Source organism: Exiguobacterium sp. UBA7533, from assembly GCF_002479335.1.
Taxonomy (GTDB): domain Bacteria; phylum Bacillota; class Bacilli; order Exiguobacteriales; family Exiguobacteriaceae; genus Exiguobacterium_A.
Genome location: NZ_DLMP01000013.1, coordinates 1 through 26,188, shown reverse-complemented (window position 1 = coordinate 26,188; position 26,188 = coordinate 1). Strand labels below are relative to the sequence as shown.

Annotated in this window: 42 protein-coding genes; 41 read left to right on the top strand and 1 reads right to left on the bottom strand. The window is 47.4% G+C overall.

All coding sequences use genetic code 11. The features are described 5' to 3' along the window. Positions 1-124 precede the first annotated feature (124 nt). The 38 genes from fusA (at position 125) to rpsI (ending at position 23,032) form a co-directional block, all read left to right on the top strand. Positions 125-2,203 (top strand): elongation factor G, encoded by a 2,079-nt coding sequence (fusA, locus tag B2U10_RS12860; RefSeq protein WP_035413156.1) that lies wholly within the window; start codon positions 125-127, stop codon positions 2,201-2,203. Between the two features lie 117 nt (positions 2,204-2,320). Next, entirely contained in the window at positions 2,321-3,508 is a 1,188-nt protein-coding gene (gene tuf / locus B2U10_RS12855) for an elongation factor Tu (RefSeq protein WP_035413159.1), read from the top strand. Positions 3,509-3,825: 317 nt separating this feature from the next. Continuing rightward, a complete protein-coding gene (gene rpsJ, locus B2U10_RS12850) occupies positions 3,826-4,134 on the top strand; it encodes a 30S ribosomal protein S10 (protein ID WP_029343090.1) in 309 nt (102 codons plus the stop codon). Between the two features lie 68 nt (positions 4,135-4,202). Then, the gene (rplC, locus tag B2U10_RS12845; protein ID WP_023466629.1) at positions 4,203-4,829 is read left to right on the top strand and encodes a 50S ribosomal protein L3; all 627 of its coding nucleotides are present in this window, start codon (positions 4,203-4,205) and stop codon (positions 4,827-4,829) included. A gap of 29 nt (positions 4,830-4,858) precedes the next feature. Next, on the top strand, positions 4,859-5,482 hold the full coding sequence (gene rplD, locus B2U10_RS12840) for a 50S ribosomal protein L4 (RefSeq protein WP_023466630.1): 624 nt from the start codon (positions 4,859-4,861) through the stop codon (positions 5,480-5,482). Continuing rightward, positions 5,482-5,766: a 50S ribosomal protein L23 gene (gene rplW, locus B2U10_RS12835; protein ID WP_023466631.1), complete on the top strand. Its 285-nt coding sequence runs from the start codon at positions 5,482-5,484 to the stop codon at positions 5,764-5,766. Before rplD ends, rplW begins: the two co-directional genes overlap by 1 nt. Before the next feature lie 32 nt (positions 5,767-5,798). Then, on the top strand, positions 5,799-6,629 hold the full coding sequence (gene rplB, locus B2U10_RS12830) for a 50S ribosomal protein L2 (protein WP_023466632.1): 831 nt from the start codon (positions 5,799-5,801) through the stop codon (positions 6,627-6,629). 63 nt (positions 6,630-6,692) lie between these two features. Then, positions 6,693-6,971: a 30S ribosomal protein S19 gene (rpsS, locus tag B2U10_RS12825; protein ID WP_012369013.1), complete on the top strand. Its 279-nt coding sequence runs from the start codon at positions 6,693-6,695 to the stop codon at positions 6,969-6,971. A gap of 20 nt (positions 6,972-6,991) precedes the next feature. Beyond that, positions 6,992-7,324: a 50S ribosomal protein L22 gene (gene rplV, locus B2U10_RS12820; protein WP_012369014.1), complete on the top strand. Its 333-nt coding sequence runs from the start codon at positions 6,992-6,994 to the stop codon at positions 7,322-7,324. A gap of 12 nt (positions 7,325-7,336) precedes the next feature. Beyond that, a complete protein-coding gene (gene rpsC / locus B2U10_RS12815) occupies positions 7,337-7,993 on the top strand; it encodes a 30S ribosomal protein S3 (protein ID WP_023466633.1) in 657 nt (218 codons plus the stop codon). Between the two features lie 33 nt (positions 7,994-8,026). Beyond that, positions 8,027-8,464 (top strand): 50S ribosomal protein L16, encoded by a 438-nt coding sequence (gene rplP / locus B2U10_RS12810; RefSeq protein WP_012369016.1) that lies wholly within the window; start codon positions 8,027-8,029, stop codon positions 8,462-8,464. Next, positions 8,451-8,654 (top strand): 50S ribosomal protein L29, encoded by a 204-nt coding sequence (gene rpmC, locus B2U10_RS12805; RefSeq protein ID WP_012369017.1) that lies wholly within the window; start codon positions 8,451-8,453, stop codon positions 8,652-8,654. The genes rplP and rpmC overlap by 14 nt, the downstream gene beginning before the upstream one ends. A gap of 31 nt (positions 8,655-8,685) precedes the next feature. Continuing rightward, positions 8,686-8,949 (top strand): 30S ribosomal protein S17, encoded by a 264-nt coding sequence (rpsQ, locus tag B2U10_RS12800; protein WP_023466634.1) that lies wholly within the window; start codon positions 8,686-8,688, stop codon positions 8,947-8,949. Positions 8,950-8,997: 48 nt separating this feature from the next. After that, positions 8,998-9,366 carry a 50S ribosomal protein L14 gene (rplN, locus tag B2U10_RS12795; RefSeq protein ID WP_012369019.1) on the top strand — a complete coding sequence of 123 codons (369 nt, stop codon included), beginning with the start codon at positions 8,998-9,000 and terminating at the stop codon, positions 9,364-9,366. Between the two features lie 34 nt (positions 9,367-9,400). Then, positions 9,401-9,712 carry a 50S ribosomal protein L24 gene (gene rplX / locus B2U10_RS12790; RefSeq protein WP_012369020.1) on the top strand — a complete coding sequence of 104 codons (312 nt, stop codon included), beginning with the start codon at positions 9,401-9,403 and terminating at the stop codon, positions 9,710-9,712. Between the two features lie 31 nt (positions 9,713-9,743). Further along, on the top strand, positions 9,744-10,283 hold the full coding sequence (rplE, locus tag B2U10_RS12785) for a 50S ribosomal protein L5 (RefSeq protein WP_023466635.1): 540 nt from the start codon (positions 9,744-9,746) through the stop codon (positions 10,281-10,283). Positions 10,284-10,297: 14 nt separating this feature from the next. Beyond that, positions 10,298-10,567: a 30S ribosomal protein S14 gene (rpsN, locus tag B2U10_RS12780; protein ID WP_023466636.1), complete on the top strand. Its 270-nt coding sequence runs from the start codon at positions 10,298-10,300 to the stop codon at positions 10,565-10,567. A 31-nt stretch (positions 10,568-10,598) separates the two neighbouring features. After that, a complete protein-coding gene (rpsH, locus tag B2U10_RS12775) occupies positions 10,599-10,997 on the top strand; it encodes a 30S ribosomal protein S8 (RefSeq protein WP_012369023.1) in 399 nt (132 codons plus the stop codon). 31 nt (positions 10,998-11,028) lie between these two features. Beyond that, a complete protein-coding gene (gene rplF, locus B2U10_RS12770; protein ID WP_023466637.1) occupies positions 11,029-11,565 on the top strand; it encodes a 50S ribosomal protein L6 in 537 nt (178 codons plus the stop codon). A gap of 37 nt (positions 11,566-11,602) precedes the next feature. Further along, positions 11,603-11,953 carry a 50S ribosomal protein L18 gene (gene rplR / locus B2U10_RS12765; RefSeq protein ID WP_023466638.1) on the top strand — a complete coding sequence of 117 codons (351 nt, stop codon included), beginning with the start codon at positions 11,603-11,605 and terminating at the stop codon, positions 11,951-11,953. A 22-nt stretch (positions 11,954-11,975) separates the two neighbouring features. Continuing rightward, the gene (gene rpsE / locus B2U10_RS12760) at positions 11,976-12,476 is read left to right on the top strand and encodes a 30S ribosomal protein S5 (protein ID WP_023466639.1); all 501 of its coding nucleotides are present in this window, start codon (positions 11,976-11,978) and stop codon (positions 12,474-12,476) included. Positions 12,477-12,494: 18 nt separating this feature from the next. Next, entirely contained in the window at positions 12,495-12,680 is a 186-nt protein-coding gene (rpmD, locus tag B2U10_RS12755) for a 50S ribosomal protein L30 (RefSeq protein ID WP_023466640.1), read from the top strand. A 35-nt stretch (positions 12,681-12,715) separates the two neighbouring features. Beyond that, a complete protein-coding gene (gene rplO / locus B2U10_RS12750; RefSeq protein ID WP_035399353.1) occupies positions 12,716-13,156 on the top strand; it encodes a 50S ribosomal protein L15 in 441 nt (146 codons plus the stop codon). Beyond that, positions 13,156-14,445 carry a preprotein translocase subunit SecY gene (secY, locus tag B2U10_RS12745; RefSeq protein WP_023466642.1) on the top strand — a complete coding sequence of 430 codons (1,290 nt, stop codon included), beginning with the start codon at positions 13,156-13,158 and terminating at the stop codon, positions 14,443-14,445. The genes rplO and secY overlap by 1 nt, the downstream gene beginning before the upstream one ends. A 71-nt stretch (positions 14,446-14,516) precedes the next feature. Next, positions 14,517-15,164, top strand: a complete 648-nt coding sequence (locus B2U10_RS12740) for an adenylate kinase (protein WP_023466643.1) — start codon at positions 14,517-14,519, stop codon at positions 15,162-15,164. After that, positions 15,164-15,916 carry a type I methionyl aminopeptidase gene (gene map / locus B2U10_RS12735; protein WP_023466644.1) on the top strand — a complete coding sequence of 251 codons (753 nt, stop codon included), beginning with the start codon at positions 15,164-15,166 and terminating at the stop codon, positions 15,914-15,916. Before B2U10_RS12740 ends, map begins: the two co-directional genes overlap by 1 nt. 149 nt (positions 15,917-16,065) lie before the next feature. Then, positions 16,066-16,284 carry a translation initiation factor IF-1 gene (gene infA, locus B2U10_RS12730; RefSeq protein WP_012369032.1) on the top strand — a complete coding sequence of 73 codons (219 nt, stop codon included), beginning with the start codon at positions 16,066-16,068 and terminating at the stop codon, positions 16,282-16,284. 33 nt (positions 16,285-16,317) lie between these two features. After that, positions 16,318-16,431: a 50S ribosomal protein L36 gene (gene rpmJ, locus B2U10_RS12725; RefSeq protein ID WP_003156543.1), complete on the top strand. Its 114-nt coding sequence runs from the start codon at positions 16,318-16,320 to the stop codon at positions 16,429-16,431. Between the two features lie 20 nt (positions 16,432-16,451). Then, positions 16,452-16,817 carry a 30S ribosomal protein S13 gene (gene rpsM, locus B2U10_RS12720; protein ID WP_023466646.1) on the top strand — a complete coding sequence of 122 codons (366 nt, stop codon included), beginning with the start codon at positions 16,452-16,454 and terminating at the stop codon, positions 16,815-16,817. Positions 16,818-16,833: 16 nt separating this feature from the next. Next, the gene (gene rpsK, locus B2U10_RS12715; protein WP_023466647.1) at positions 16,834-17,229 is read left to right on the top strand and encodes a 30S ribosomal protein S11; all 396 of its coding nucleotides are present in this window, start codon (positions 16,834-16,836) and stop codon (positions 17,227-17,229) included. A gap of 137 nt (positions 17,230-17,366) precedes the next feature. After that, complete coding sequence (locus B2U10_RS12710) at positions 17,367-18,311, top strand: DNA-directed RNA polymerase subunit alpha (RefSeq protein WP_023466648.1); 945 nt, start codon at positions 17,367-17,369, stop codon at positions 18,309-18,311. A gap of 33 nt (positions 18,312-18,344) precedes the next feature. Beyond that, a complete protein-coding gene (gene rplQ, locus B2U10_RS12705) occupies positions 18,345-18,716 on the top strand; it encodes a 50S ribosomal protein L17 (RefSeq protein WP_023466649.1) in 372 nt (123 codons plus the stop codon). Between the two features lie 98 nt (positions 18,717-18,814). Beyond that, on the top strand, positions 18,815-19,645 hold the full coding sequence (locus B2U10_RS12700; protein WP_029343095.1) for an energy-coupling factor ABC transporter ATP-binding protein: 831 nt from the start codon (positions 18,815-18,817) through the stop codon (positions 19,643-19,645). Further along, positions 19,633-20,487 carry an energy-coupling factor transporter ATPase gene (locus B2U10_RS12695; RefSeq protein WP_290754294.1) on the top strand — a complete coding sequence of 285 codons (855 nt, stop codon included), beginning with the start codon at positions 19,633-19,635 and terminating at the stop codon, positions 20,485-20,487. The genes B2U10_RS12700 and B2U10_RS12695 overlap by 13 nt, the downstream gene beginning before the upstream one ends. Beyond that, positions 20,484-21,275, top strand: coding sequence for an energy-coupling factor transporter transmembrane component T family protein (locus B2U10_RS12690; protein ID WP_029343097.1), 792 nt, complete (start codon positions 20,484-20,486; stop codon positions 21,273-21,275). Before B2U10_RS12695 ends, B2U10_RS12690 begins: the two co-directional genes overlap by 4 nt. Continuing rightward, entirely contained in the window at positions 21,275-22,009 is a 735-nt protein-coding gene (gene truA, locus B2U10_RS12685) for a tRNA pseudouridine(38-40) synthase TruA (protein WP_290788141.1), read from the top strand. Before B2U10_RS12690 ends, truA begins: the two co-directional genes overlap by 1 nt. Before the next feature lie 168 nt (positions 22,010-22,177). Further along, positions 22,178-22,615: a 50S ribosomal protein L13 gene (gene rplM / locus B2U10_RS12680; RefSeq protein ID WP_023466654.1), complete on the top strand. Its 438-nt coding sequence runs from the start codon at positions 22,178-22,180 to the stop codon at positions 22,613-22,615. Positions 22,616-22,639: 24 nt separating this feature from the next. After that, a complete protein-coding gene (rpsI, locus tag B2U10_RS12675; RefSeq protein WP_023466655.1) occupies positions 22,640-23,032 on the top strand; it encodes a 30S ribosomal protein S9 in 393 nt (130 codons plus the stop codon). Between the two features lie 94 nt (positions 23,033-23,126). Here rpsI and B2U10_RS12670 read toward each other — a convergent pair whose 3' ends face one another. Continuing rightward, entirely contained in the window at positions 23,127-23,414 is a 288-nt protein-coding gene (locus tag B2U10_RS12670) for a hypothetical protein (RefSeq protein ID WP_056064884.1), read from the bottom strand. A gap of 96 nt (positions 23,415-23,510) precedes the next feature. Here B2U10_RS12670 and B2U10_RS12665 point away from each other — a divergent pair, with 96 nt between their 5' ends. From B2U10_RS12665 to B2U10_RS12655, 3 genes are all read left to right on the top strand, one after another. Beyond that, positions 23,511-24,161, top strand: a complete 651-nt coding sequence (locus B2U10_RS12665) for a M15 family metallopeptidase (RefSeq protein WP_058705165.1) — start codon at positions 23,511-23,513, stop codon at positions 24,159-24,161. Between the two features lie 144 nt (positions 24,162-24,305). Then, complete coding sequence (locus B2U10_RS12660) at positions 24,306-25,337, top strand: Mrp/NBP35 family ATP-binding protein (protein WP_023466657.1); 1,032 nt, start codon at positions 24,306-24,308, stop codon at positions 25,335-25,337. A 2-nt stretch (positions 25,338-25,339) separates the two neighbouring features. Then, positions 25,340-25,942 carry a KinB-signaling pathway activation protein gene (locus B2U10_RS12655; protein ID WP_056064876.1) on the top strand — a complete coding sequence of 201 codons (603 nt, stop codon included), beginning with the start codon at positions 25,340-25,342 and terminating at the stop codon, positions 25,940-25,942. The last annotated feature ends 246 nt before the right edge of the window (positions 25,943-26,188 follow it).

Sequence of the window (26,188 nt, the reverse complement as noted above, 5' to 3'; positions counted from 1 at the left end):
TTCCGAAAATCACCACCTCATGCATGCCATTTTTAATGGAATTATGAGGTGGCTTTCGGGTATAGTCATGACGTGTGGCAACACACGACCACTAAACTAAAATGCGAAAGGAGAATGTTTAAAGATGGCAAGAGAATTCTCCCTTAAGAACACTCGTAACATCGGGATCATGGCTCACATCGATGCTGGTAAAACAACAACGACTGAGCGTATCCTGTATTACACGGGTCGTATCCACAAGATTGGTGAAACGCACGAAGGTGCTTCACAAATGGACTGGATGGAGCAAGAGCAAGAGCGTGGGATCACGATTACATCGGCAGCAACAACTGCTCAATGGAAAGGTAACCGCGTAAACATCATCGATACACCTGGACACGTAGACTTCACAGTTGAGGTTGAACGTTCACTTCGCGTACTTGATGGTGCGGTAGCAGTACTTGACGCTCAGTCTGGTGTTGAGCCACAAACTGAGACAGTATGGCGCCAAGCTACAACTTACGGCGTACCACGTATCGTTTTCGTTAACAAAATGGATAAAATCGGTGCAGACTTCTTGTACTCGGTCGGAACGCTTCGCGAACGCCTCCAAGCGAACGCACACGCGATCCAAATTCCAATCGGTGCGGAAGATGAATTCAAAGGAATCATCGACCTCGTCGAACAGAAAACATACATGTACGGTAACGATCTTGGAACTGACATCGAAGTGACTGACGGTTTCCCAGCTGATCTCGCTGATCAAGCTGAAGAACTCCGTGGATCATTGATCGAAGCAGTTGCGGATTACGAAGAAGAATTGATGATGAAATACCTCGAGGGTGAAGAAATCACAATCGACGAGTTGAAAGCGGCTATCCGTAAAGCAACTCTGACAGTTGACTTCTATCCTGTACTCGTAGGTTCGGCATTCAAGAACAAAGGTGTTCAGCTTATGCTTGACGCAGTTCTCGATTACCTCCCATCACCAATCGACGTAAAAGCGATCTCAGGTATCGACATGGATACGGATGAAGAAATCGTGCGTGAGTCTTCGGACGAAGCACCATTCTCTGCACTCGCGTTCAAAGTCATGACTGACCCTTACGTCGGTAAATTGACATTCTTCCGTGTGTACTCTGGTACAGCTTCGGCAGGATCGTACGTTAAAAACTCAACAAAAGGCAAACGTGAGCGTCTTGGACGTATCCTTCAAATGCACGCAAACAGCCGTGAAGAGATCCCGATGGTATACGCGGGTGACATCGCTGCAGCTGTAGGTTTGAAAGATACAACTACTGGAGATACGCTTTGTGCAGAGAAAGACAACGTCGTTCTCGAATCAATGACATTCCCAGAACCAGTTATCTCGGTCGCTATCGAACCAAAAACGAAAGCTGACCAAGATAAAATGGGTCAAGCCCTCGCTAAGCTTGCTGAAGAGGATCCAACGTTCCGCACTGAAACAAACCCAGAGACTGGTCAAACGATCATCTCAGGTATGGGTGAGCTTCACCTCGACATCATCGTTGACCGTATGCGTCGCGAGTTCAAAGTCGAAGCAAACGTTGGTGCTCCACAAGTAGCTTACCGTGAAACGATCCGCCAAGCGGCGAAGATCGATTCGAAGTTCGCTCGTCAATCTGGTGGTCGTGGTCAGTATGGTCACGTCGTCGTAGAATTCGAGCCGAACGAAGAAGGCGCTGGCTTCGAGTTCAACAACAAAATCGTCGGTGGTGTTGTTCCACGTGAATACATCCCAGCGGTTGAGAACGGAATCGAAGAAGCACTTCAAAACGGTATCCTTGCTGGTTACCCGGTCGTTGACGTAAAAGCTTCACTCGTCTTCGGATCGTACCACGATGTCGACTCAAACGAGATGGCATTTAAAGTTGCGGCTTCAATGGCAGTCAAACAACTTAAAGATAAGAGCGGAGCTGTTATCCTTGAGCCAATGATGAAAGTTGAAATCGTCATCCCAGACGAATACATGGGAGACATCATGGGTGATGTTACATCACGCCGTGGTCGCGTAGAAGGTATGGAAGCACGCGGTAACGCTCAAGTTGTCCGTTCAATGATTCCACTTTCTGAAATGTTCGGATACGCTACTGGTCTTCGTTCACGCACACAAGGTCGCGGAACGTACTCGATGCACTTCGATCACTACGAAGAAGTACCGAAATCAGTTGCAGAAGAAATCATCAAAAAAGCAAACGGCTAATCCTTCACAGGTTGTCACGCTTTTATGATTAGTGTAAGCTAAGGAAGGTGTACGTTATCTTACGACTCACCTTCCTAGTTATAAAAAATTATTAGACACATAGAGGAGGAATTCAGAATGGGTAAGGAAAAATTCGACCGTTCTAAACCGCACGTTAACGTTGGTACAATCGGCCACGTCGACCACGGTAAAACAACTTTGACAGCAGCTATCTCAGCTGTACTTGCAAAATCACAAGGTAAAGCTGCAACTAAGTTTGACCAAATCGATGGTGCTCCAGAAGAGCGCGAGCGCGGTATCACAATCGCAACAGCTCACATCGAGTACGAAACAGAAAAACGCCACTATGCACACGTTGACTGCCCAGGTCACGCTGACTATGTTAAAAACATGATCACTGGTGCTGCACAAATGGACGGCGCGATCCTCGTTGTTTCTGCAACAGATGGTCCAATGCCACAAACACGTGAGCACATCTTGCTTTCACGTCAAGTAGGTGTTCCTTTCATCGTAGTATTCATGAACAAAGTTGACATGGTTGACGACGAAGAGCTTCTTGAGCTCGTCGAAATGGAAATCCGTGAACTTCTTTCTGAGTATGACTTCCCAGGTGATGACCTCCCAGTTATCCAAGGTTCTGCTCTTGGCGCGCTTAACGGCGAAGCTAAATGGGAAGAAAAAATCATGGAACTCATGGCAGCTGTCGATGAGTACATCCCAGAACCAACTCGTGACACTGAAAAAGACTTCATGATGCCAGTTGAGGATGTCTTCTCAATCACTGGTCGTGGTACAGTTGCTACTGGCCGCGTTGAGCGTGGAGTTCTTAAAGTCAACGACGAGATCGAAATCGTTGGTCTTCACGAAGAAACTAAAAAATCAGTATGTACTGGTGTAGAGATGTTCCGTAAGCTTCTTGACTATGCTGAAGCTGGCGACAACATCGGTGCTCTTCTCCGTGGTGTATCACGTGACGACATCGAGCGTGGACAAGTTCTCGCGAAACCAAACACAATCACACCACACAAAAAGTTCAAAGCGCAAGTTTACGTTCTTTCTAAAGAAGAGGGTGGCCGTCACACGCCATTCTTCGCGAACTACCGCCCGCAGTTCTACTTCCGTACAACTGACGTAACTGGTATGGTTCAACTTCCAGAAGGTACTGAAATGGTTATGCCTGGGGACAACATCGAAATGACTGTTGAACTCATCGCACCAATCGCTCTTGAAAAAGAAACTCGTTTCTCAATCCGTGAAGGTGGCCGTACAGTAGGCGCTGGATCAGTTACAGAAATCGTTGAGTAATTTTTAAGACAAAGGTCTTCCGTCTCCCGTGGCGGAAGACCTTTTTTCATTTCTTTGAAAACAGTCTTGCAACATGGTCTGACATCTTATATACTGAGGAAAGTGTTTGTGCGAGTGGTGAGAGACTTGAATACATATTCTATTTTTATTAGTGCTTGCATTCTTGCTGGTGATTCAGTATGATAGAATATGTTGGTCACAAACACAACGCGATGAAGCGGGAGGTTATGACACACCAGGCGGCATTGCCATGGCTAGTGTGGAAATTTCCGCGGAGAATGTCTATTTACGAAATAGGCGAAAAGGAGGGAAATAACATGGCAAATGAAAAAATTCGGATCCGTTTGAAAGCATACGATCACCGCGTGCTTGATCAATCGGCTGAGAAGATTGTCGACACAGCAAAACGTTCAGGTGCTACTGTATCTGGTCCGATCCCACTCCCAACGGAGAAAGCGGTCTACACAGTACTTCGTGCCGTTCACAAGTACAAAGATGCTCGTGAGCAGTTCGAAATGCGTACACACAAACGTTTGATCGACATCGTTAACCCAACACCGAAAACTGTTGATGCGCTTATGCGTCTCGAACTTCCATCGGGCGTTGACATCGAAATCAAACTTTAATTTTTCTTCTATAGATAGTTGATACTAGCCAGAAGATCAAAATCATTCAATATTAGGAGGTGTATCTCATGGCTAAAGGAATCTTAGGAACTAAACTCGGTATGACACAAATCTTCAACGAGTCAGGCGAAGTCGTCCCTGTTACTGTCGTTTCAGTCGAAGGTAACGTTGTTCTTCAATTGAAAACAACGGAAGTTGACGGTTACGAAGCAGTTCAACTCGGCTTTGGTGATATCAAAGAAGGTCGTCAAAACAAACCGCAAAAAGGTCACGCTGCGAAAGCAAACGCGACACCTAAGCGCTTCATTAAAGAAATCCGTACATCAGTAGCAGATTTCGAAATCGGTCAAGAGATTAAAGCAGATACTTTCGCTGCAGGCGAAATGGTTGATGTAACAGGTACGTCGAAAGGTAAAGGTTTCGCTGGTGCAATCAAGCGTCACAACCAATCACGTGGTCCAATGGCTCACGGTTCGCGTTACCACCGTCGCCCAGGTTCAATGGGTCCTGTTGCTCCTAACCGTGTATTCAAAGGGAAATTGCTCCCTGGACGCATGGGTGGAGAGCAAATCACTGTTCAAAACCTTGAAATCGTAAAAGTTGATGCAGAACGCGGCTTACTCCTCGTCAAGGGTGCTATCCCAGGCGCACGTAAGAGCCAAGTTGTCATCAAAACTGCGGTTAAAGGCAACTAATCCGTTTGCAAGGAAAGGAGGAATAACGAATGCCTAAAGTAGCTTTGCTTAACCAAACAGGTACACAAGTTGGAGACATCGAGCTCGCAGATGCCGTTTTCGGAATCGAGCCAAATGAAGCAGTCGTATACGATGCAATCGTCATGCAACAAGCTTCACGTCGCCAAGGTACACATGATACAAAAGGTCGCTCGGAAGTTCGCGGTGGCGGCCGTAAACCATGGAAACAAAAAGGTACTGGTCGTGCACGCCAAGGTTCGATCCGTTCGCCACAATGGGTTGGCGGTGGAACAGTCTTCGGTCCAACACCACGTTCGTACGCTTACAAACTTCCTAAAAAGGTTCGTCGTCTCGCACTTCGTTCAGCACTTTCTTCGAAAGTCGCTAACAACGAGTTCATCGTTCTTGAAGGATTGACAATCGATGCTCCTAAAACTAAGGACATGATCGCAGTATTCGCTGCTCTTTCAATCGAACGTAAAGTTCTCGTCGTTACTGCTGATTACAACGAGTCAGTCGTTCTTTCAACACGCAACATCCCGGGTGTCACAGTCGTTGACGCTGCAGGTGTAAACGTCCTTGATCTTGTCGCTCATGACAAAGTCATCATTACGAAGGACGCTGTTGCGAGAGTAGAGGAGGTGCTTGCATAATGGCACACACACACGACATTATCAAACGTCCTGTCATTACTGAACGTTCAGTAAACCAAATGGCTGAGAAAAAGTACACATTCGAAGTAGACGTGAAGGCATCTAAGACTCAAATCAAAGATGCAGTTGAAGCGATCTTCGGAGTGAAAGTTGACAAAGTCAACACATTGATCTCAAAACCAAAAGCAAAACGCGTAGGTCGTCACGCTGGTTACACAGCACGCCGCAAAAAAGCGGTCGTCACGCTTACTGCAGATAGCAAAGAACTCGATTACCTCGGTTAATCGGAACTCTGTAGAAAAGGAGGGAACTCTCGATGGGAATTAAAAAGTTTAAACCGACCACTAACGGTCGTCGTAATATGACTGCACTTGACTTTGCTGAGATTACGGCTTCACGTCCTGAAAAATCGTTAACTGAAAAGCTTTCGAAAAAGGGCGGACGTAACAACCAAGGTCGCTTGACAGTACGTCACCAAGGTGGCGGACACAAACGTAAATATCGTATCATCGACTTCAAACGGAACAAGGATGGCATCGCTGGTCGTGTCGCTACAATTGAGTACGATCCAAACCGCTCTGCTAACATCGCATTGATCCACTACATCGATGGTGAAAAACGCTATATCCTCGCACCGAAAGGCTTGAAAGTAGACATGCAAGTCATGGCTGGACCAGAAGCTGACATTAAAGTCGGTAATGCTCTTCCACTTTCAAACATCCCAGTCGGTACGTTGATCCACAACATCGAACTTAAGCCAGGTAAAGGTGGTCAGCTCGTTCGCGCAGCTGGTACTTCTGCTCAGCTTCTCGGTAAAGATGGTAAATACGCGATCGTTCGTCTTCAATCAGGCGAAACTCGTATGATCCTTGCTACTTGCCGTGCAACAGTCGGCGCTGTCGGTAATGAAGAGCACGAGCTCGTCAATATCGGTAAAGCTGGTCGTTCACGCTGGCTCGGAAAACGTCCTACAGTTCGTGGTTCTGTCATGAACCCAGTCGATCACCCACACGGTGGTGGTGAAGGACGTGCTCCAATCGGTCGTTCGGGCCCACTTACTCCTTGGGGTAAACCGGCACTCGGATACAAAACTCGTAAGAAAAACAAAGCGAGCGATAAATATATCGTCCGTCGTTCTAAAAAATAATTACATGATTTCTGGACGGTTCGTAGGAACCGTTCCTGAATCATGCCAAAGGGAGGTACAACTATGGGTCGCAGCTTGAAAAAAGGTCCATTCGCAGATCACCATCTGCTCGCTAAGGTTGATAAAGCCAACGAAGCTGGTGACAAACATGTCATCAAAACTTGGTCACGCCGCTCGACAATCTTCCCAGAGTTCATCGGTCACACGATCGCTGTCTACGATGGTCGTAAACACGTACCGGTTTACGTGACAGAAGATATGGTCGGTCACAAACTTGGTGAATTCGCTCCAACACGTTCTTACAAAGGACATGCTGGAAACGATAAGAAAACGAAACGTTAATCTGAGGGGAGGTACTCATTATGCAATCAAAAGCATCGGCTAATATGGTTCGCATTGCTCCTCGTAAGGCACGTCTCGTAGTAGACTTAATCCGCGGGAAGCAAATCGGCGAAGCACTTTCGATTCTTGCTTACACGAACAAGGCAGCAACGCCAATCGTTGAGAAAGTATTGAAATCGGCAATCGCGAACGCTGAGCACAACTTCGACATGAACATCGAAAACCTCGTAGTCACTGAGGCTTACGTAAACGAAGGTCCAACGCTCAAACGTTTCCGCCCACGTGCAATGGGTCGCGCAAGCCGCATCAACAAACGTACGAGCCACGTTCACATCGTGGTATCTGAAAAATAAGGAGGGATTACCGTGGGTCAGAAGATTAACCCAACTGGTCTTCGCGTAGGTATCATCAAAGACTGGGAATCACGTTGGTTCGCAGATAAAGACTATGCTGATCTCCTTCATGAAGACTACGTAGTTCGTGAATATATCGAAAAACGTCTTAAAGACGCTAGTGTCTCTAAAGTAGAAATCGAGCGCGCAGCTAACCGCTTGAACATCTCACTTCACACTGCTAAGCCTGGTATGGTTATCGGTAAAGGCGGTTCTGAAATCGAAACACTTCGTAAAGACATCACTAACCTTGCAAAAGGCAAACGCGTTCACGTTAACGTCGTTGAAGTGAAAAACCCGGATGCAGTTGCTAAGCTCGTCGCTGAGAACATCGCTCGCCAACTTGAAGGTCGCGTATCGTTCCGTCGTGCTATGAAGCAATCAATCCAACGCTCAATGCGTTCTGGTATCAAAGGAATCAAGACTGAAGTTTCTGGTCGTCTTGGTGGCGCTGATATCGCTCGTTCTGAGAAGTATTCGGAAGGAACAGTTCCACTTCATACACTCCGTGCAGACATCGATTACGGTACTGCAGAAGCTGATACAACTTACGGCAAAATTGGCGTAAAAGTATGGCTCCACCACGGTGAAGTGCTTCCTACGAAAAAAGCAGCAGCAAACGAAGAATAATCCACATCCGTCTAGGGAAGGAGGCAACACAACATGTTGTTACCAAAACGTGTAAAATATCGTCGTGTTCACCGCGGCAACATGCGTGGTAAAGCGAAACGTGGTACTACAGTACACTTCGGCGAGTTCGGTATCCAAGCTCAAGAAGCTAGCTGGATCACTAGCCGTCAAATCGAATCAGCGCGTATCGCGATGACTCGTTATATGAAACGTGGTGGTAAAGTGTGGATCAAGATCTTCCCACACAAGCCATACACTAAAAAACCTCTTGAAGTCCGAATGGGTTCAGGTAAAGGTGCTCCGGAGGGCTGGGTAGCAGTCGTCAAACCGGGTAAAGTAATGTTCGAAATCGCAGGAGTATCGGAAGAGATCGCACGCGAAGCTCTCCGTCTTGCATCACACAAACTTCCAGTAAAATGTAAGTTCGTAAAACGTGAAGAAAATGGTGGTGATACGAATGAAAGCAACTGATCTCCGTCAGCAAACAACTGAAGAGCTTAACGGTAAAGTCGGTTCGTGGAAAGAAGAGTTGTTCAACCTTCGTTTCCAACTCGCGACTGGTCAGCTTGAGAACCCTGCTCGTATCCGTGAAGTGCGCAAGTCGATTGCACGCGCGAAAACCGTTCTTCGTGAACGCGAACTCGGCATCAACAACGCATAATTCACTCGGATTCTGAGAGGAGGAACACTCAATGGAACGCACTAACAACCGCAAAGTGTTAACTGGACGCGTCGTTTCTGACAAAATGGACAAAACGATCGTAGTTACAGTTGAAACAAAAGTAAAGCACAAGCTTTACGGCAAACGCGTAAACTACTCTAAAAAGTACAAAGCGCATGATGAAAACAACACAGCTAAAATCGGTGATGTTGTACGCATTCAAGAAACACGTCCATTATCTAAGGACAAACGTTTCCGTCTCGTAGAAGTCATTGAAGAAGCAGTAATCATCTAAACTCTAATTAGTTCGGGTGAATAAACATCCGGAGGGAGGTACAATCGTATGATTCAACAAGAATCTCGCTTAAAAGTAGCAGACAACTCAGGAGCTCGTGAAGTCTTGACGATCAAAGTCCTCGGTGGTTCTGGTCGTAAAACTGCTAACATCGGTGACGTTATTGTTTGTACAGTAAAACAAGCAACACCAGGTGGCGTTGTCAAAAAAGGTGAAGTTGTACGCGCAGTAGTCGTTCGTACTAAACGTGGCGTTCGTCGTAAAGACGGTTCGTACATCCGTTTTGACGAAAACGCAGCAGTCATCATCAAAGATGACAAAAGCCCACGTGGCACACGTATCTTCGGACCAGTCGCACGCGAACTTCGTGAAAAAGACTTCATGAAGATCGTCTCGTTGGCACCGGAAGTACTTTAATTCCAAAGAATTCCTACAAGGAGGTGCTCTAACGATGCATGTCAAAAAAGGTGATAAAGTTCAGGTTATGACTGGTAAAGACAAAGGCAAACAAGGCGTTGTCCTTACAGCTATGCCTAAAAAAGATCGCGTAATCGTCGAAGGCGTTAACATGATCAAAAAACACTCAAAGCCTTCTCAACTCAACCCGCAAGGCGGAATTGTCGAGAAAGAAGCACCGATTCACGTATCGAACGTTATGCTCATCGACCCTAAGACAGGTAACCCAACACGCGTTGGTTTCACTGTGGTTGACGGCAAGAAAGTACGTATCGCTAAAAAATCGGGCGAAGCTTTAGATAAATAAGAAGATTTAAAGAAAGGAGGTCCACTTTCTGATGAACCGTTTAAAAGCGAAATACCAAGACGAAATCGTCAAAGTAATGATGGAGAAATTCAACTACAGTTCTGTAATGCAAGCGCCGAAAGTCGATAAAATCGTAATCAACATGGGTGTTGGTGACGCTGTTACGAACTCTAAGGCACTTGACATGGCAGTCGAAGAGCTTCAGCTCCTCACTGGTCAGAAGCCACTCATCACGAAAGCTAAGAAATCAATCGCTGGTTTCAAACTTCGTGAAGGTATGCCAATCGGTGCGAAGGTTACACTTCGTGGCGAGCGCATGTACGAATTCCTCGACAAGTTGATCAACGTGTCACTTCCACGTGTACGTGACTTCCGTGGCGTATCGAAAAAATCTTTCGATGGCCGTGGTAACTACACGCTAGGCGTGAAGGAACAATTGATCTTCCCAGAGATCGACTACGATCGCGTATCGAAAGTCCGTGGTATGGACATCGTTATCGTAACTACTGCTAACACGGATGAAGAGTCACGTGAGCTTCTCACAGCACTCGGCATGCCATTCCAAAAATAAGGGAGGTCGACAACATGGCTAAGAAATCAATGATCGCACGTGAAGTAAAACGTCAAGCACTCGTTGAGCGCTACGCTGAAAAACGCGCAGAATTGAAAGCACAAGGCGACTACATCGGCTTGAGCAAACTCCCACGTAACTCTTCAGCGGTTCGTTTACACAACCGTTGTAGTATCACTGGCCGTCCACACGGTTACATTGGTAAATTCGGTATCAGCCGTATTAAGTTCCGTGATCTTGCTCATAAAGGTCAAATCCCTGGTGTTAAAAAAGCAAGCTGGTAATTCATTAAAGTTGTGAAAGGAGGTACATCGCATGGTTATGACAGATCCGATTGCAGATATGCTTACACGCATTCGTAATGCAAACATGGTTCGCCATGAGAAGTTGGAAATGCCAGCTTCTACAATCAAACGTGAAGTCGCTGAAATCCTCAAACGTGAAGGTTTCATCCGCGATGTTGAATATCTCGAGGACAGCAAACAAGGTACGCTCCGCGTATTCCTTAAATACGGCGCAAGCAACGAGCGCGTTATCACTGGACTCAAACGTATCTCGAAACCAGGTCTTCGCGTTTACGCGAAAGCTGATGAAATCCCGAAAGTACTCGGTGGTCTCGGAATCGCTATCGTTTCAACATCTAAAGGTGTAATGACTGACAAAGAAGCTCGCCAACAAAAAGTCGGCGGCGAAGTGATCGCATACATCTGGTAATACACGTATAAAAAGAACGGAGGTGTCTTAAATGTCACGTATTGGTAAAAAGCCAGTCGTCATCCCAGCAGGCGTTACAGTAACAGTTGAAAACAACACGGTTACGGTAAAAGGTCCTAAAGGGGAACTCTCACGCGAGTTCAGCCCAGCTATGGCGATCAACGTAGAAGGTAATGAATTGACTGTCACTCGTCCGAACGACGAGAAAGCAAGCCGTACGATCCACGGAACGACTCGTGCGCTTATCGCGAACATGGTCGAAGGTGTAAGCAACGGTTTCGCTAAGACACTCGATATCCAAGGTGTTGGTTACCGTGCACAAAAGCAAGGTAACAAAATCGTACTCAACCTCGGTTACTCACACCCAATCGAGTACACTCCGGAACAAGGCATCGAAGTCGAAGTTCCTACGAATACGCAACTCATCGTTCGCGGAATCAGCAAAGAACGTGTTGGTCACGTCGCTGCATTGATCCGTTCGTACCGTCAACCTGAGCCGTACAAAGGTAAAGGTATTCGTTACAGTGATGAAGTCGTTCGTCGTAAAGAAGGTAAAACAGGTAAGTAATTCGCACATGCGAATTGACCGGAAAGGAGTGGCATAAATGATCTCAAAGGCAGATAAAAACGCTACGCGTAAAAAACGTCATGGTCGTGTCCGTCGTACAATCATCGGGACTGCAACACGTCCACGTATGAACGTATTCCGTTCGAACAAGAACATTTACGTACAAGTCATTGACGATGCAACACATGCAACACTCGCATCTGCATCATCACTCGACCTTGAAAAAGGCAACACGACTGACGCTGCGGCAGCAGTTGGTAAGCTCGCAGCTGAGCGCGCTCTTGAAAAAGGTATCGAAACAGTCGTTTTCGACCGTGGAGGATATCTCTATCATGGACGTATCAAAGCTGTAGCTGAAGCAGCTCGTGAAGCTGGTCTCAAATTCTAATAGAAAAGGAGGGAACCTCTACATGCGCCAGTTAGAAATTAACATGGATCAACTCGAAGAACGCGTTGTTACCGTAAACCGCGTCGCGAAAGTAGTAAAAGGTGGCCGTCGCTTCCGTTTTGCTGCCCTCGTCGTCGTTGGTGACAAGAATGGTCACGTAGGTTTCGGTACGGGTAAAGCTCAGGAAGTGCCTGAAGCGATCCGTAAAGCAATCGAAGATGCTAAGAAAAACATGGTTAACGTTCCAATCGTTAACACAACAATTCCACACGAAGTCAACGGTGTATTCGGTGCAGGTCACGTCTTCTTGAAGCCTGCTTCTGAAGGTACTGGAGTCATCGCTGGTGGTCCAGTTCGTGCGGTTCTCGAATTAGCGGGAATCAACGACATTCTTTCAAAATCACTTGGATCAAGCACTCCAATCAACATGGTTCGTGCGACTGTCGAAGGTCTCACATCACTCAAACGTGCTGAAGAAGTTGCGAAACTCCGCGGTAAAACCGTCGAAGAACTTCGCGGTTAAGAAAGGGAGGGAAAACAGATGGCGAAACTCGCAGTTACCCTCACACGCAGCATGATCGGTCGTCCGGAGAACCAACGCGTTACTACTCGTACGCTTGGTCTCCGTAAGATGCACCAGACTGTTGTCGTACCTGACAACGCTGCTATGCGTGGGATGATTAACCACGTGTCACACTTAGTGACAGTAAAAGAAATTCAAGAGTAATAGTTCGATATAATTTTATGAGGAGGTGCCCCACTATGAAACTCCATGAATTGAAACCAGCTGCTGGTTCACGTTCAGAACGCAACCGTGTAGGTCGCGGTATGTCTTCTGGTAACGGTAAGACTTCTGGCCGTGGTCACAAAGGTCAAAAAGCTCGTTCAGGCGGTGGTGTTCGTCCAGGTTTCGAAGGTGGACAAAACCCACTTTACCGTCGTTTACCAAAACGCGGCTTCAACAACCCAACTCGTAAAGAGTTCGCGGTCATTAACCTTGACACACTCAACCGTTTTGAAGAAGGAACTGAAGTCACTCCAGAACTTCTTGTCGAGACTCGTGCAGTCAAAGGCATGAAAGACGGCGTGAAAATTCTTTCTAACGGTAAGATCGAAAAGAAACTAACAGTTAAAGCTCATAAGTTCTCCGACGCTGCGAAGCAAGCAATCGAAGCTGCCGGCGGTACGGTTGAGGTGATCTAATGTTTCAAGCGATCTCCAATATGTGGCGCGTAGCTGACATTCGTCGGCGCATTCTCTTTACCTTGGCCTTGGTCATCGTGTTCCGTATCGGAGCACATATCCCGGTGCCGATGGTAAACACGGAAGTGTTCAAGATCGACCAGAATGGTATTCTTGGTTTCTTGAACTCGTTCGGTGGGAATGCTTTGCAGAATTTCTCACTCTTTGCGATGGGAATCATGCCGTATATCACGGCCTCGATCGTTGTCCAACTCTTACAGATGGACGTTGTTCCAAAGTTTGCCGAATGGGCAAAACAAGGAGAGGCGGGCCGTAAGAAGTTAGCAACGGTAACGCGCTATGGAACGATCGTACTCGGCTTAGTCCAAGCGTTTGGAATCGCGCTTGGATTTAACCGTATCTACCCAGGTCTTGTCGACGAACAGTTCGGCACCTGGACATACGTTATGATTGCACTCGTATTGACAGCGGGAACAGCATTCTTGATGTTCATCGGTGAACTCATCACGGAGAAGGGCATTGGTAACGGGATATCAATGATCATCTTCGCTGGGATCGTCGCGGGCTTCCCGAATGCATTCCGCCAGATTTACGAAACGAAGCTCCAAAATGCAGGGGATGCTTTGTTTGTAAACGTGCTTTATATCGTACTCTTGCTTTTAATCATCATCGCGGTCATCGTCGGAGTCATCTACGTCCAGCAAGCTGCACGTAAGATTCCGATTCAGTACGCTAAGCGTACGGTGAACCGGACACCAGTTGGCGGTCAATCGGCACACTTGCCGATCAAATTGAACGCTGCCGGTGTTATTCCAGTCATCTTCGCGGTGTCGTTCATGGTGACGCCACCAACGATTGCGAGTTTCTTTGCAAGTCCGGAGACGGCAACGAAGATCCGTGACATCTTCGACTATACGAGTCCAATCGGTATGTCGATCTATGTGGCACTGATCATCGCGTTCTCGTACTTCTACACATTCGTTCAGGTTAACCCGGAACAAATGGCAGAGAACCTTCAAAAACAAGGCGGATACATTCCTGGTATTCGTCCTGGTAAGCAAACGGAGCAGTACATCACGAAGATTCTATACCGTCTGACATTCTTCGGTTCACTCTTCCTCGCTGTCATCGCGGTGACGCCGACATTCTTCATTAAGTTTGCTGGCTTACCGAACTCGGTGCAGATTGGTGGAACGAGCTTGTTGATCGTCATCGGTGTAGGACTAGAGACGATGAAACAGATTGAAAGTCAATTGGTTAAACGACACTACAAAGGCTTTATCCGATAAGGCGGGAGGAAGGGGACCATCCCTTTCCTTTCTGTTGTGTCTATAGAGCTATAGAAGTGGAGGCTACCGACATGAATCTAGTATTGATGGGTTTGCCGGGTGCTGGTAAAGGAACGCAGGCTGCGAAAATCATCGAAGACTATGCGATCCCCCACATCTCGACAGGCGACATGTTCCGCGCGGCGATCAAAGATTCAACGCCACTCGGACAAGAAGCGAAATCATACATGGATAAAGGGGAACTCGTTCCGGACGAAGTCACAATCGGCATCGTACGTGAGCGTCTCGCCAAAGAAGACTGTGCAAATGGTTTTCTCCTTGACGGTTTCCCACGCACAGTGAAACAAGCAGATGCTCTTGAAGCATTACTTGAAGATCTGGGCAAACAAATTGATCACGTCATCCACATCGGTGTAGACCCGGAGAAACTTGTCCCTCGTTTGACAGGTCGCCGGATTTGCCCAACTTGCGGAGCAACGTATCATGTTCTCTACAACCCACCAAAAGTGGAGGGGATCTGTGATATCGACGGATCAGCACTTGTACAACGTGAAGATGACCAAGAGGAGACAGTACGTCGTCGCTTGGAAGTCAACGTCGCTCAAGCGCAACCTTTGATTGACTTTTACGCAGAAAAAGGGTATCTTCGTAATTTGGACGGTGATCGTCCAATCAACGATGTATATTCCGATGTTCAGGCACTCCTTGGTGATCAGTAATGATCATCACGAAAGCGCCGCGTGAAATCGACATCATGCGTAAAGCAGGACAAATCGTCGCCCGGACGCATAAGGAGCTTCAAGCTCATATTCGCCCAGGTATCACGACGGGGCAACTCGACGCGATCGCTGAACGCTATATTCGAAGTCAAGGGGCAACACCATCGTTTAAAGGGTATAATGGTTTCACGGGTAGCATCTGTGCTTCCGTGAACGAAGAGCTTGTCCATGGTATTCCGGGAGATCGTGTACTTCAGGACGGTGACATCATCTCGATTGACATCGGAGCAGAGTACAATGGGTATCACGGAGATTCAGCCTGGACATATCCGGTAGGTACAATCTCTGAAGAGACGAAGCGGTTACTTGACGTAACTGAAGAATCTCTGTATAAAGGATTGGAGCGCGCCAAAGCTGGCGTGCACCTGACAGATATTTCGCATGCGATTCAGTCACATGTTGAAGCAGCGAATTTTTCTGTAGTCCGCGAATATGTGGGCCACGGCGTGGGACAAAATTTGCATGAAGATCCGCAAATTCCACATTATGGACCACCGGGGAAAGGGCCGCGCCTGAAAACCGGCATGACACTGGCAATTGAGCCAATGGTCAACGTCGGGAAACGCTATGTTCGCACACTATCCGACAATTGGACGGTAGTGACGGTGGACGGTAGCATGTGCGCCCACTTTGAGCACACCATCGCCATCACAGACGACGGCTACGAGATCTTAACGGTCGATGCAGAGTGAGCTGTGCGCGTTATTGGTGTCACCTTTCTATAAGCCAGTATCCACTCGTGTTTGTGACCGATGATCTCTCAATGGCTCTTGTAGAAAGCCCCTAGCGCTACAAATCGTCTGGGCTCCCAATCAACTTTATAGAGAAAGGGGTATAATTGATGGCGAAACAAGATGTAATCGAAGTGGAAGGTACGGTTATCGAGCCGCTTCCAAACGCGATGTTTAAGGTGGAGTTAGAAAACGGCCACACGGTCCTCGCGCACGTCTCAGGAAAAATTCGGATGCACTTCATTCGGATCTTGCCAGGAGATAAAGTAACGGTTGAGTTGTCACCATACGACTTGACTCGCGGACGGATCACATACCGTTTCAAATAAAAACTCCGATTTTTTCAGGAGGAGGTATTCACAATGAAAGTAAGACCTTCGGTTAAACCGATCTGTGAAAAATGTAAAGTTATCCGCCGTAAAGGCAAAGTAATGGTTATTTGCGAAAACCCTAAGCATAAACAAAAACAAGGGTAATTAAACAAGGAGGTGCACACATGGCACGTATTGCTGGTGTAGATATTCCACGTGAGAAACGCATCGTCATCTCACTCACTTACATCTATGGTGTTGGTAAAACGACTGCTCAAAAAGTCTTGAAAGAAACTGGTATCTCTGAAGATACTCGTACTCGCGACTTGACTGAGGAACAATTGAACCAACTTCGTGATGGTTTAGACAAAATCAAAGTTGAGGGTGACCTTCGTCGTGAAATCTCACTCAACATCAAACGTTTGATCGAAATCGGTTGCTACCGTGGTGTTCGTCACCGTCGTGGTCTTCCAGTTCGTGGTCAAAACACTAAAAACAACTCGCGTACTCGTAAAGGCCCACGCCGTACAGTAGCGAACAAGAAGAAGTAAGGGAGGGTAAACTAAGATGGCAAAACGCAAACAGAACGTTCGTAGTAAACGTAAAGTCAAAAAGAATATTGAATCTGGTATCGTGCATATCCGTTCAACATTCAACAACACGATCGTTACGATCACTGATATGCAAGGGAATGCAATCTCTTGGGCAACTGCAGGTAACATGGGCTTCAAAGGCTCACGTAAATCGACTCCTTTCGCTGCACAAATGGCATCTGAAACAGCTGCTAAAACAGCAATGGATAACGGTATGCGTACTGTAGAAGTTAACGTTAAAGGTCCTGGTGCAGGTCGTGAAGCAGCTATCCGTGCTCTTCAAGCAATCGGTCTCGAAGTCACTGCAATCCGTGACGTTACTCCAGTACCACACAACGGTTGCCGCCCTCCAAAACGTCGTCGCGTGTAACCCGTCTTGTACTGCAGAGCGGGGATTCGAGTAGACTTTTGTTGATCGTTTGACCAAGCAAGGCAGTAGAAACGTACACAAGGCGGTTGGCGATTGAACGCGATGGCCAACATGACGATATTCAAGGAGGGGTTCAGATGATCGAAATCGAAAAACCGAAGATTGAAACGATCGAGTTAAGCGAGAACGCTACGTTTGGTAAATTCGTAGTTGAGCCGCTTGAACGTGGATTCGGTACAACGCTTGGTAACTCATTGCGTCGTATCCTATTGTCTTCACTTCCGGGTGCTGCAGTCACTGCAGTCCAAATCGATGGCGTTCTTCATGAGTTCTCGACGATTGATGGCGTTGTAGAAGACGTTACCCAAATCATCTTGAACCTTAAGAAACTCGCCCTCAAAGTGTACTCGGAAGAAGAGAAAACGCTTGAGATCGATATTCAAGGCGCTGGTGTTGTCACTGCTGCGAACATTACGCATGACAGCGACGTCGAAATCCTCAACCCAGAACTTCACATCGCAACGCTTGCAGAAGGTGCATCACTTCATATGCGTCTTACAGCACGCCGTGGTCGTGGGTATGTTCAGGCTGAAGATAACAAACGGGACGATATGCCAATTGGTGTCATCCCAATCGACTCAATTTACACGCCAATTCAACGTGTAAATTATCAAGTTGAAAAAACACGTGTTGGTCAAGATGCGAGCTTCGATAAATTGACGCTTGATGTTTGGACGGACGGTTCAATCCGCCCTGAAGAAGCAGTGTCACTCGGTGCGAAAATCATGACAGAACACTTAAACATCTTTGTTGGTCTTACAGACGAAGCGCTCCATGCTGAAATCATGGTCGAAAAGGAAGAAGATCAAAAAGAAAAAGTACTCGAAATGACGATCGAAGAACTCGATCTCTCAGTTCGTTCGTACAACTGTTTGAAACGCGCTGGTATCAACACGGTTCAAGAACTCGCGAACAAGAGCGAAGACGAGATGATGAAAGTCCGTAACCTCGGACGTAAATCACTCGAGGAAGTTCAAGCGAAACTCGACGAACTCGGACTAGGCTTGCGCAAAGAAGACTAATACTATTAATTGCACGAAGGAGGGAATCCATCCATGGCATACTCGAAATTAGGCCGTACAAGCTCACAACGTAAGGCACTTTTGCGTGACCTTGCGACTGATCTCATCATCAATGAGCGTATCCAAACTACAGAACAAAAAGCGAAGGAACTTCGTCCAGTCGTAGAGAAACTCATCACTTTAGGTAAACGCGGTGATCTCCACGCTCGTCGTCAAGTTGCATCGTTCGTTCGCCGTGAAGCTGCTGGTCAAAACGCAGAGGGCAAAGCACAAGACGCGATCCAAAAATTATTCGCTGATGTGGCTCCACGTTTTGCTGAGCGTCAAGGTGGTTACACACGCATCATGAAAATGGGACCACGTCGTGGTGACGGCGCAGAAATGGTCATCATCGAACTCGTTTAATCCTCATTAAATGATTCGCCATAAAAGGGCAGTGCGTATCCCGCTTCTGCCCTTTTGCTACAAAATGAAAGTATTGATTTGATGAAGGAGGAGAGATCATGGACAAGCTGATTGAACTGGAACAGGTCACCTATCGGTATCCGGAACAGGAACAAGCAGCCTTACACGAGGTCTCTCTGACGATTCGTTCAGGTGAATGGGTTGCTATCGTTGGTCACAACGGCTCTGGAAAATCAACGCTGACGAAATTGTTTAATGGATTGTTGTTACCGGAGACAGGGACCGTTACGGTTGCTGAGCGCTTTTCAAGTGCAAATCCGGAGCAACTGTGGGAGATGCGCCGAGCGATCGGCATCGTCTTCCAAAATCCAGATAATCAATTCGTTGGCACGACCGTGCGCGACGACGTGGCATTTGCTCTAGAAAACTGGGGTGTGCCACGCGAGGAAATGGTTCGTCGTATCGACGACAGTCTAGCGCGCGTTGGCCTTACGGATTTTGTTGATCGGGAACCCCATCAATTATCCGGCGGACAGAAGCAGCGTGTCGCAATCGCTTCGGCGCTTGCGATGCGCCCTGATGTTCTCGTGCTCGATGAAGCTACATCGATGCTTGATCCATTAGCACGACAAGAGGTCATGTCGACCGTTCAAGAACTCCATGCGACTCACCCAATGGCGGTCATCGCGATTACACACGAATTAGACGAAGTATTACGAGCTAGTCGTGTCATCGTTATGGATGCCGGGAAAATCGTATTAGAAGGATCCCCTCAGGAAGTCTTTCGTCATGCATCGTTCTTAGAAGACATCGGACTCGATGTTCCATTCGTTGTTCGGGTACAAGAACGTTTACGGGCGCAAGGTCTCTCACTCGAGGAGACGATACTAGATGAAAGAGAATTGGTGAACCGTTTATGCCAATCTTAATCCAGGAATTAAATTATACGTATCAACTCAATAGTCCGTTCGAACGAGTCGCGCTACGTGATGTGAATCTTGAGATTCCGTCAGGGGCGCTTGTTGCGTTTGTAGGGCACACCGGATCCGGAAAATCGACGCTCGTGCAGCACATCAATGGATTGCTCAAGCCGACAGCGGGGAAGGTACAAGTCGATGACATCATCGTCGAACCGAAGAAAAAACAGGACCTCAAGCCATTAAGACGTCGCGTCGGGCTTGTTTTTCAATATCCGGAATATCAATTGTTCGAAGAGACGGTTTTAAAAGATGTCATGTTCGGTCCGATGAACTTCGGTCATGATGGTGCGACGGCTGAGCAATTAGCAAAAGAGGCATTACGGACTGTCGGACTCGATGAAGTCTTTTGGAGTCGTTCGCCGTTTGACCTGTCTGGTGGGCAAATGAGGCGTGTTGCAATTGCCGGCGTACTCGCTAGTCAACCAGACGTGTTGATCGTCGATGAGCCGACGGCAGGACTCGATCCGCAAGGACGCAAGCATATGCTGAGTCTGTTTGCCCGGCTCCATGCAGAAACCGGTATGACGTTGCTCCTAATCACGCACGACATGGATCAGGTGCTTGAGTATGCCGAGCGCGTGATCGTCATGGAAGATGCACAGGTGGCGTTTGACGGACTACCGCTTGATCTGTTTAAAGAAGAGACTTTGCTCGAGCAATTCCATCTCGATCTCCCGCACGTCTTATCGCTTGCCTGGCAAGTCGCCGATCAGCGTGGGCTGGAACGTCCGGACATCCGGACGGAAACCGAATTGATCGACTGGTTGATGACGAAGGGGGTGAGCGAATGATCGTTGGACAACATATTCCCGGTCAGTCGTACTTGCATCGCTCGTCAGCACTCGCTAAGATCATCTTTGCTTTCTGCTTCATTCCGCTCGTCTTTCTCGCGAACAATGCAGCAACGAACATCTTTTTACTCATTTTTACGTTCTTAGCACTCATGAGTAGTCGCTTACCGCTTCGTTATGTTCTAAAGGGACTGCGACCGATTCTATTCCTGATCGTCTTTACGTTCGTCATCCAACTGTTCTTTACGCGCGAAGGGGCTGTCCTCTTTGAGTTTGGCTGGCTTCGAATCTATGAAGAAGGACTGCGACTCGCGATCATCGTCTCATTACGTTTCTTCTATCTCGTCTCGATCACGACACTCGTCACGTTGACGACTTCACCGATCGAATTGACGGATGCGATTGAATTGTTATTGAAACCGTTCAAGGTCGTCCGTGTCCCGACGCATGAGATTGCCTTAATGTTGTCGATCTCGCTTCGGTTCTTACCAACCTTAGCGGAAGAGACGGAGAAAATCATGAAGGCACAGCAAGCACGTGGTGTCGATTTGTCAGCAGGACCGATTAAGGAACGTTTACGGGCGATCATTCCGTTATTGATTCCCTTGTTCATCTCCGCCTTTAAGCGGGCAGAGGATCTTGCGACAGCGATGGAAGCGCGGGGGTACCGTGGAGGAGAGGGACGGACACGTCTACGGGAGTCCAAGTGGACGATGCGGGATACGGGTCTGATGATCTTGCTCGTCCTCCTGACGATCAGTTTAGTAGGATTGCGAGGGATCGGGTAATGCGTCGTTTAAAATGTACGATTCAATATGATGGAACCGGCTACGCCGGGTATCAGGTGCAACCAAACGGATTGACGATTCAAGAAGTGATTGAAACGACGCTTGCGCGGATGCACAAACATCCCGTCAAGATCATCGGCTCGGGACGGACGGATGCGAGAGTCCATGCCTACGGACAAGTCATTCACTTTGATACGGAACTAGCGATTCCCCCGGAGAACGTCGTTAAGGCACTTAATACGCTCTTACCAGCGGATATTCGTGTCCGGAGCTGTGAAGAGGTCGAATCGACCTTTGAAGCACGTTACGATGTCGTAGGGAAGGAATACCGCTATTTCGTCCGTAGAGAAGAAAATGCGTTTCGTCGGAATCTGTCGGTTCATGTTCCGTATCCGATTGATCTTGAGCGGATACGCCAAGGGATGGCGCATCTCGTCGGGACGCACGACTTCAGTTCGTTCTGTGTCGCGAAGACGGAAACGGATAACCGGGTCCGGACGATTTACGAGGCAGAGTTGATGACGATCGGTGACGAACTCGTCTTTCGGTTCCAGGGCAGTGGTTTTCTCTATAATCAAATCCGGATCATGGTCGGGACGTTACTTGACGTCGGACGCGGTCGTTTTGCACCAGAGGACATTAAAAAAATGTTGCTGGCAAAGGACCGGAACGTTGCAGGCGTGACGGCGCCTCCTCATGGACTCTATCTATGGGAAGTTTTCTATCCGGAGTGAAAAAAGGCAATTGACATTGGCTATTAAAAAACATACAATGTTTATTGGCATTTCATTTATTATGAAACCACAATCTTAGCCCCGTACACCTAAGATTATGATAGATTCACCTAGTGAATAAATGAAAAATCAAAAACAGAACTTTTAATTCCTTAGGAGGTATTTTACATGCGCACAACTTTCATGGCGAAAGCTACTGATGTAGAACGCAAATGGCTCCTTATCGACGCTGAAGGTAAAACACTCGGTCGCCTTGCGAGCGAAGTTTCATCACTTCTCCGTGGTAAGCACAAGCCTACGTTCACACCACACGTTGACTGTGGGGATAACGTTATCCTCATCAACGTTGAGAAAATCGTTTTAACTGGTAACAAACTCGACAAAAAAGTCTACTACCGTCACTCTGGTCATCCAGGCGGCTTAAAGCAGACTGTTGCACGCGATATGCTTGCTAACAAACCTGAGCGCATGCTTGAACTCGCGATCAAAGGGATGCTTCCAAAAGGTAGCCTCGGTCGTCAAATGTTCAACAAACTCCACGTCTACGCTGGAGCTGCACACAAGCACGAAGCACAACAACCAGAAGTTTACGAACTTCGCGGTTAATACGAATTTAGGAGGAACTACACGATGGCAGATGTACGTTACTACGGCACTGGTCGCCGGAAACACGCGGCAGCGCGCGTTTTCCTCGTTGCTGGAGACGGTAAAGTCACAGTTAACGGTCGCGATATCAGCGAATACTTCGGTTATGAGACATTGATCATGACTGCAAAAGAACCACTCGTAATCACAGAAACAGAAGGCAAGTACGATGTAATCGTAACGGTCAAAGGCGGCGGCTTCACTGGTCAAGCAGGCGCTATCCGTCACGGTATCTCACGTGCTCTTCTTCAAGCGGATCCAGAATTCCGCGGCGCACTCAAAGCGAAAGGCTTCTTGACTCGTGATGCTCGTATGAAAGAGCGTAAAAAATACGGTCTTAAAGCAGCTCGTCGTGCACCACAATTCTCGAAACGTTAATTCTTTTCGAATCCCTCTCACCCTTGTGGTGGGAGGTTTTTTTTGTGCACTAAAAAACCGCTCTCCTGACGAAGTGTCAGAACAGCGATTAAAGTCAAGACGACGGAGTGGAGCGTAATCGGTGCAATATCGTCAGAAGAATATAGAGGATGACGATCGTCAGCGGGATGCTCCAAACAAAGACAGATTGTATGAATGCGATAGGTGTATGTGTCGTCGCTTGACCGACATGTCCCGTAAAAGAGGTTTCTTCACTCAAGACGGTTGCATTGTCCGGTAACTCCGTCTTGGTAGCTACGGTCGGTTGCAGCGTCAGATACAGGACGAAGCTAAGATGTAAGAGACAGGTGACGCCAAGTGTCCAAATGATGCGTTTTTTCATATGATGCTCCTTTTGATATGAGTTAAAATCATTCTGCATTCCGTAAGTATAGCGGATTTTGTTTTCGGGAACAGGAGACAAAGGGAGTGAGCATAGATGGCATTATCGATCAGCTGGTTACTCGAGCGAGCGAATCGGAAGTTGAATGCTTCGGGACTGTCACGAGAAGTCGCCAAACGGACGCAAGAGGTCATCCGGGAGATGCATGCACAAGGGATTTATGTCGGTGTCGCCCAAGGGTACCGATCGATCGCAGAACAGAATCGGTTGTACGCACAGGGACGGACACTACCGGGACCAATCGTAACGAATGCACGCGGGGGACAATCGAATCATAACCGTGGAATTGCCGTCGACCTCTTTCAATATTCCCAAGACGGTACACAAGCGCTATTTCGAAATGACCAAAGCTTTCAAAAGATTGTTGCTGCGATGAAACGACGTGGCTTTTCTTGGGGTGGGGACTGGACGAGCTTTAAGGATTATCCACACTTTGAATTACTAGGAGTGTCTGAAGAAACGCCGAATCGCTCTCGTGCGATCGTTCCGTATCCAGGTCGTCCGTTGTATCAAGGGGCAGCCAATATGAATCCACGGGATATCGAACGAATTCAGCGTGCAGTCAAAGCAACCGTGACTCGGCGCTTTGATGCAGAGACGGCTCAGAAGGTGCGTGCCTATCAAACACGTCAAGGACTTGACGTTGATGGTGTCGTGGGTCCTCGTACATGGAACCGAATGTTCTAAAACGAGCGAATGATCGAGTAAAATGATGAAAACTGACACTGGACATGGAAAAGTCATCCTTTCCGGTGTCGAAATGTGCAAGCGCTCTCTTATTTTTGTTATACTAATAAGGATTAAATCGAACGTTTTCAGGGGGAAGGCACTATGTTGAATGAACAAGAAATTCGCGAGGTAGTCGGAACGCTCGTCGATCCGACGATTGACCGCCCGCTTGCAGATACGAACGGCATTCGTGACGTCCGGATTAAAGGTGATTATGTCAGTCTGAAAATCGCTTTAGCACAATCCGGTTCTGGGGAGCAACTCGTGCTCCAACAGCAAATCGTCAAGGAACTGAAAGAAAAAGGATTCAAGACGGTGGGACTCCGTTTTGAGGCACTCGGTGATCACGGGATCCAAGCAGCGACGACACCGTCGATCCTTAAACCAGAATCCGGTACGACGTTCATCGCGATCGCCTCCGGTAAAGGGGGCGTCGGGAAATCGACGGTTTCCGTTAACTTAGCAGTCGCCCTCGCACGAGCAGGGAAGAAGGTCGGTTTGATTGATGCCGATATCTACGGCTTTAGTGTTCCAGACATGATGGGAATCGAAACACGTCCGACTGTCGTGAACGACCGAATCGTTCCACCAGAACGCTTTGGCGTCAAGGTCATCTCAATGGGCTTCTTCGTCGAAGATAATGCACCAGTCATCTGGCGGGGACCAATGCTCGGGAAGATGCTCAACAACTTCTTCGCAGACGTCGAATGGGGTGATCTCGATTACTTGTTGCTTGATCTTCCACCGGGTACAGGAGATGTTGCACTCGATATTCATTCGATGCTCCCGAGTTGTCAAGAAGTCATCGTCACGACACCTCACGCAACAGCCGCTTTCGTTGCAGCACGAGCAGGGGCAATGGCAATCAAAACGAACCACCGTCTACTCGGTATCGTCGAGAACATGGCATACTTTGAAAGCAAAGTGACAGGCGAAAAAGAGTATGTCTTCGGTAGTGGTGGCGGAGAGAGGTTGTCAGAAGCGTTAAAAACCGATATTCTAGCTAAGATTCCACTTGGACAACCATATGCGAATGATGCGGACTTCGCCCCATCGATCTATCGCGATGAACATCCATTTGAGACGTACTATAATGAACTCGCCACGCGTGTCATCGAAAAAGTAGAGGGATAAAAATGAAGATTAAAGGATTTTTGAAGCTGTTTTGGATGACGCTCCTAATCGGAACGCTCGCCGGCTTCGTGTTTAACTTGGTAGCGGAACCTGGATATATCCGAAATCAATCGATTAGCGGATATGTGACGGCTCTCTCCTACAGTAGTACGTGGACTGCCATCAGTTTGATGGGATTCTTCTCGTACTTGATCTTACATCGCGTCGGACTCGATTTATTCCGCGGCGCAAAGCTTTGGAACCGTGTCCAAATCGTCTTGATCGCATTTGCACTATTTGATGGTGTCTATCTACGCGGATTAGCATACGGCTTTGATAAGACGAGCCTTTATATTGGTGAGATGGTCGTCTTGCTTTTAATTGCATTCTTAGTCGCGCGGACGAAAGCACGGGAAACGAACTTTACAGCGTTCATTCCGACATTGTTCCTCATGACGGTCATCACGTTGATCGAATGGGTACCTGCTTTGCAGGCAACACAAGATAAGCGGATGTTATGGGCGGCGCTTGCGACACTTTTAATCTGTAATGCGTATCAGATTCTAATGCTGCATCGCTTGCAAGAAAAGCCCGCTTCTCAAGGACGATCGCAAAAACAAGCGTAATGAAAAAGACCCGCGAACGGGTAGTGTTTTACCGGTTCAAGCGGGTCTATCTTTTTTCTAAAGTTTTTTTAGAAAAACAGTTGACGAAAAAAACAAGAGTTGATATATTAATACATGTCGCTGAGGCACACGCCAAACGCGAGCGTCACAGACGAAAAAAACTTCAAAAAAGTAATTGACATCACATATTACTTTACTGTAAGATTTAAAAGTCGTCAAATGACATATTGGACTTTGAAAACTGAA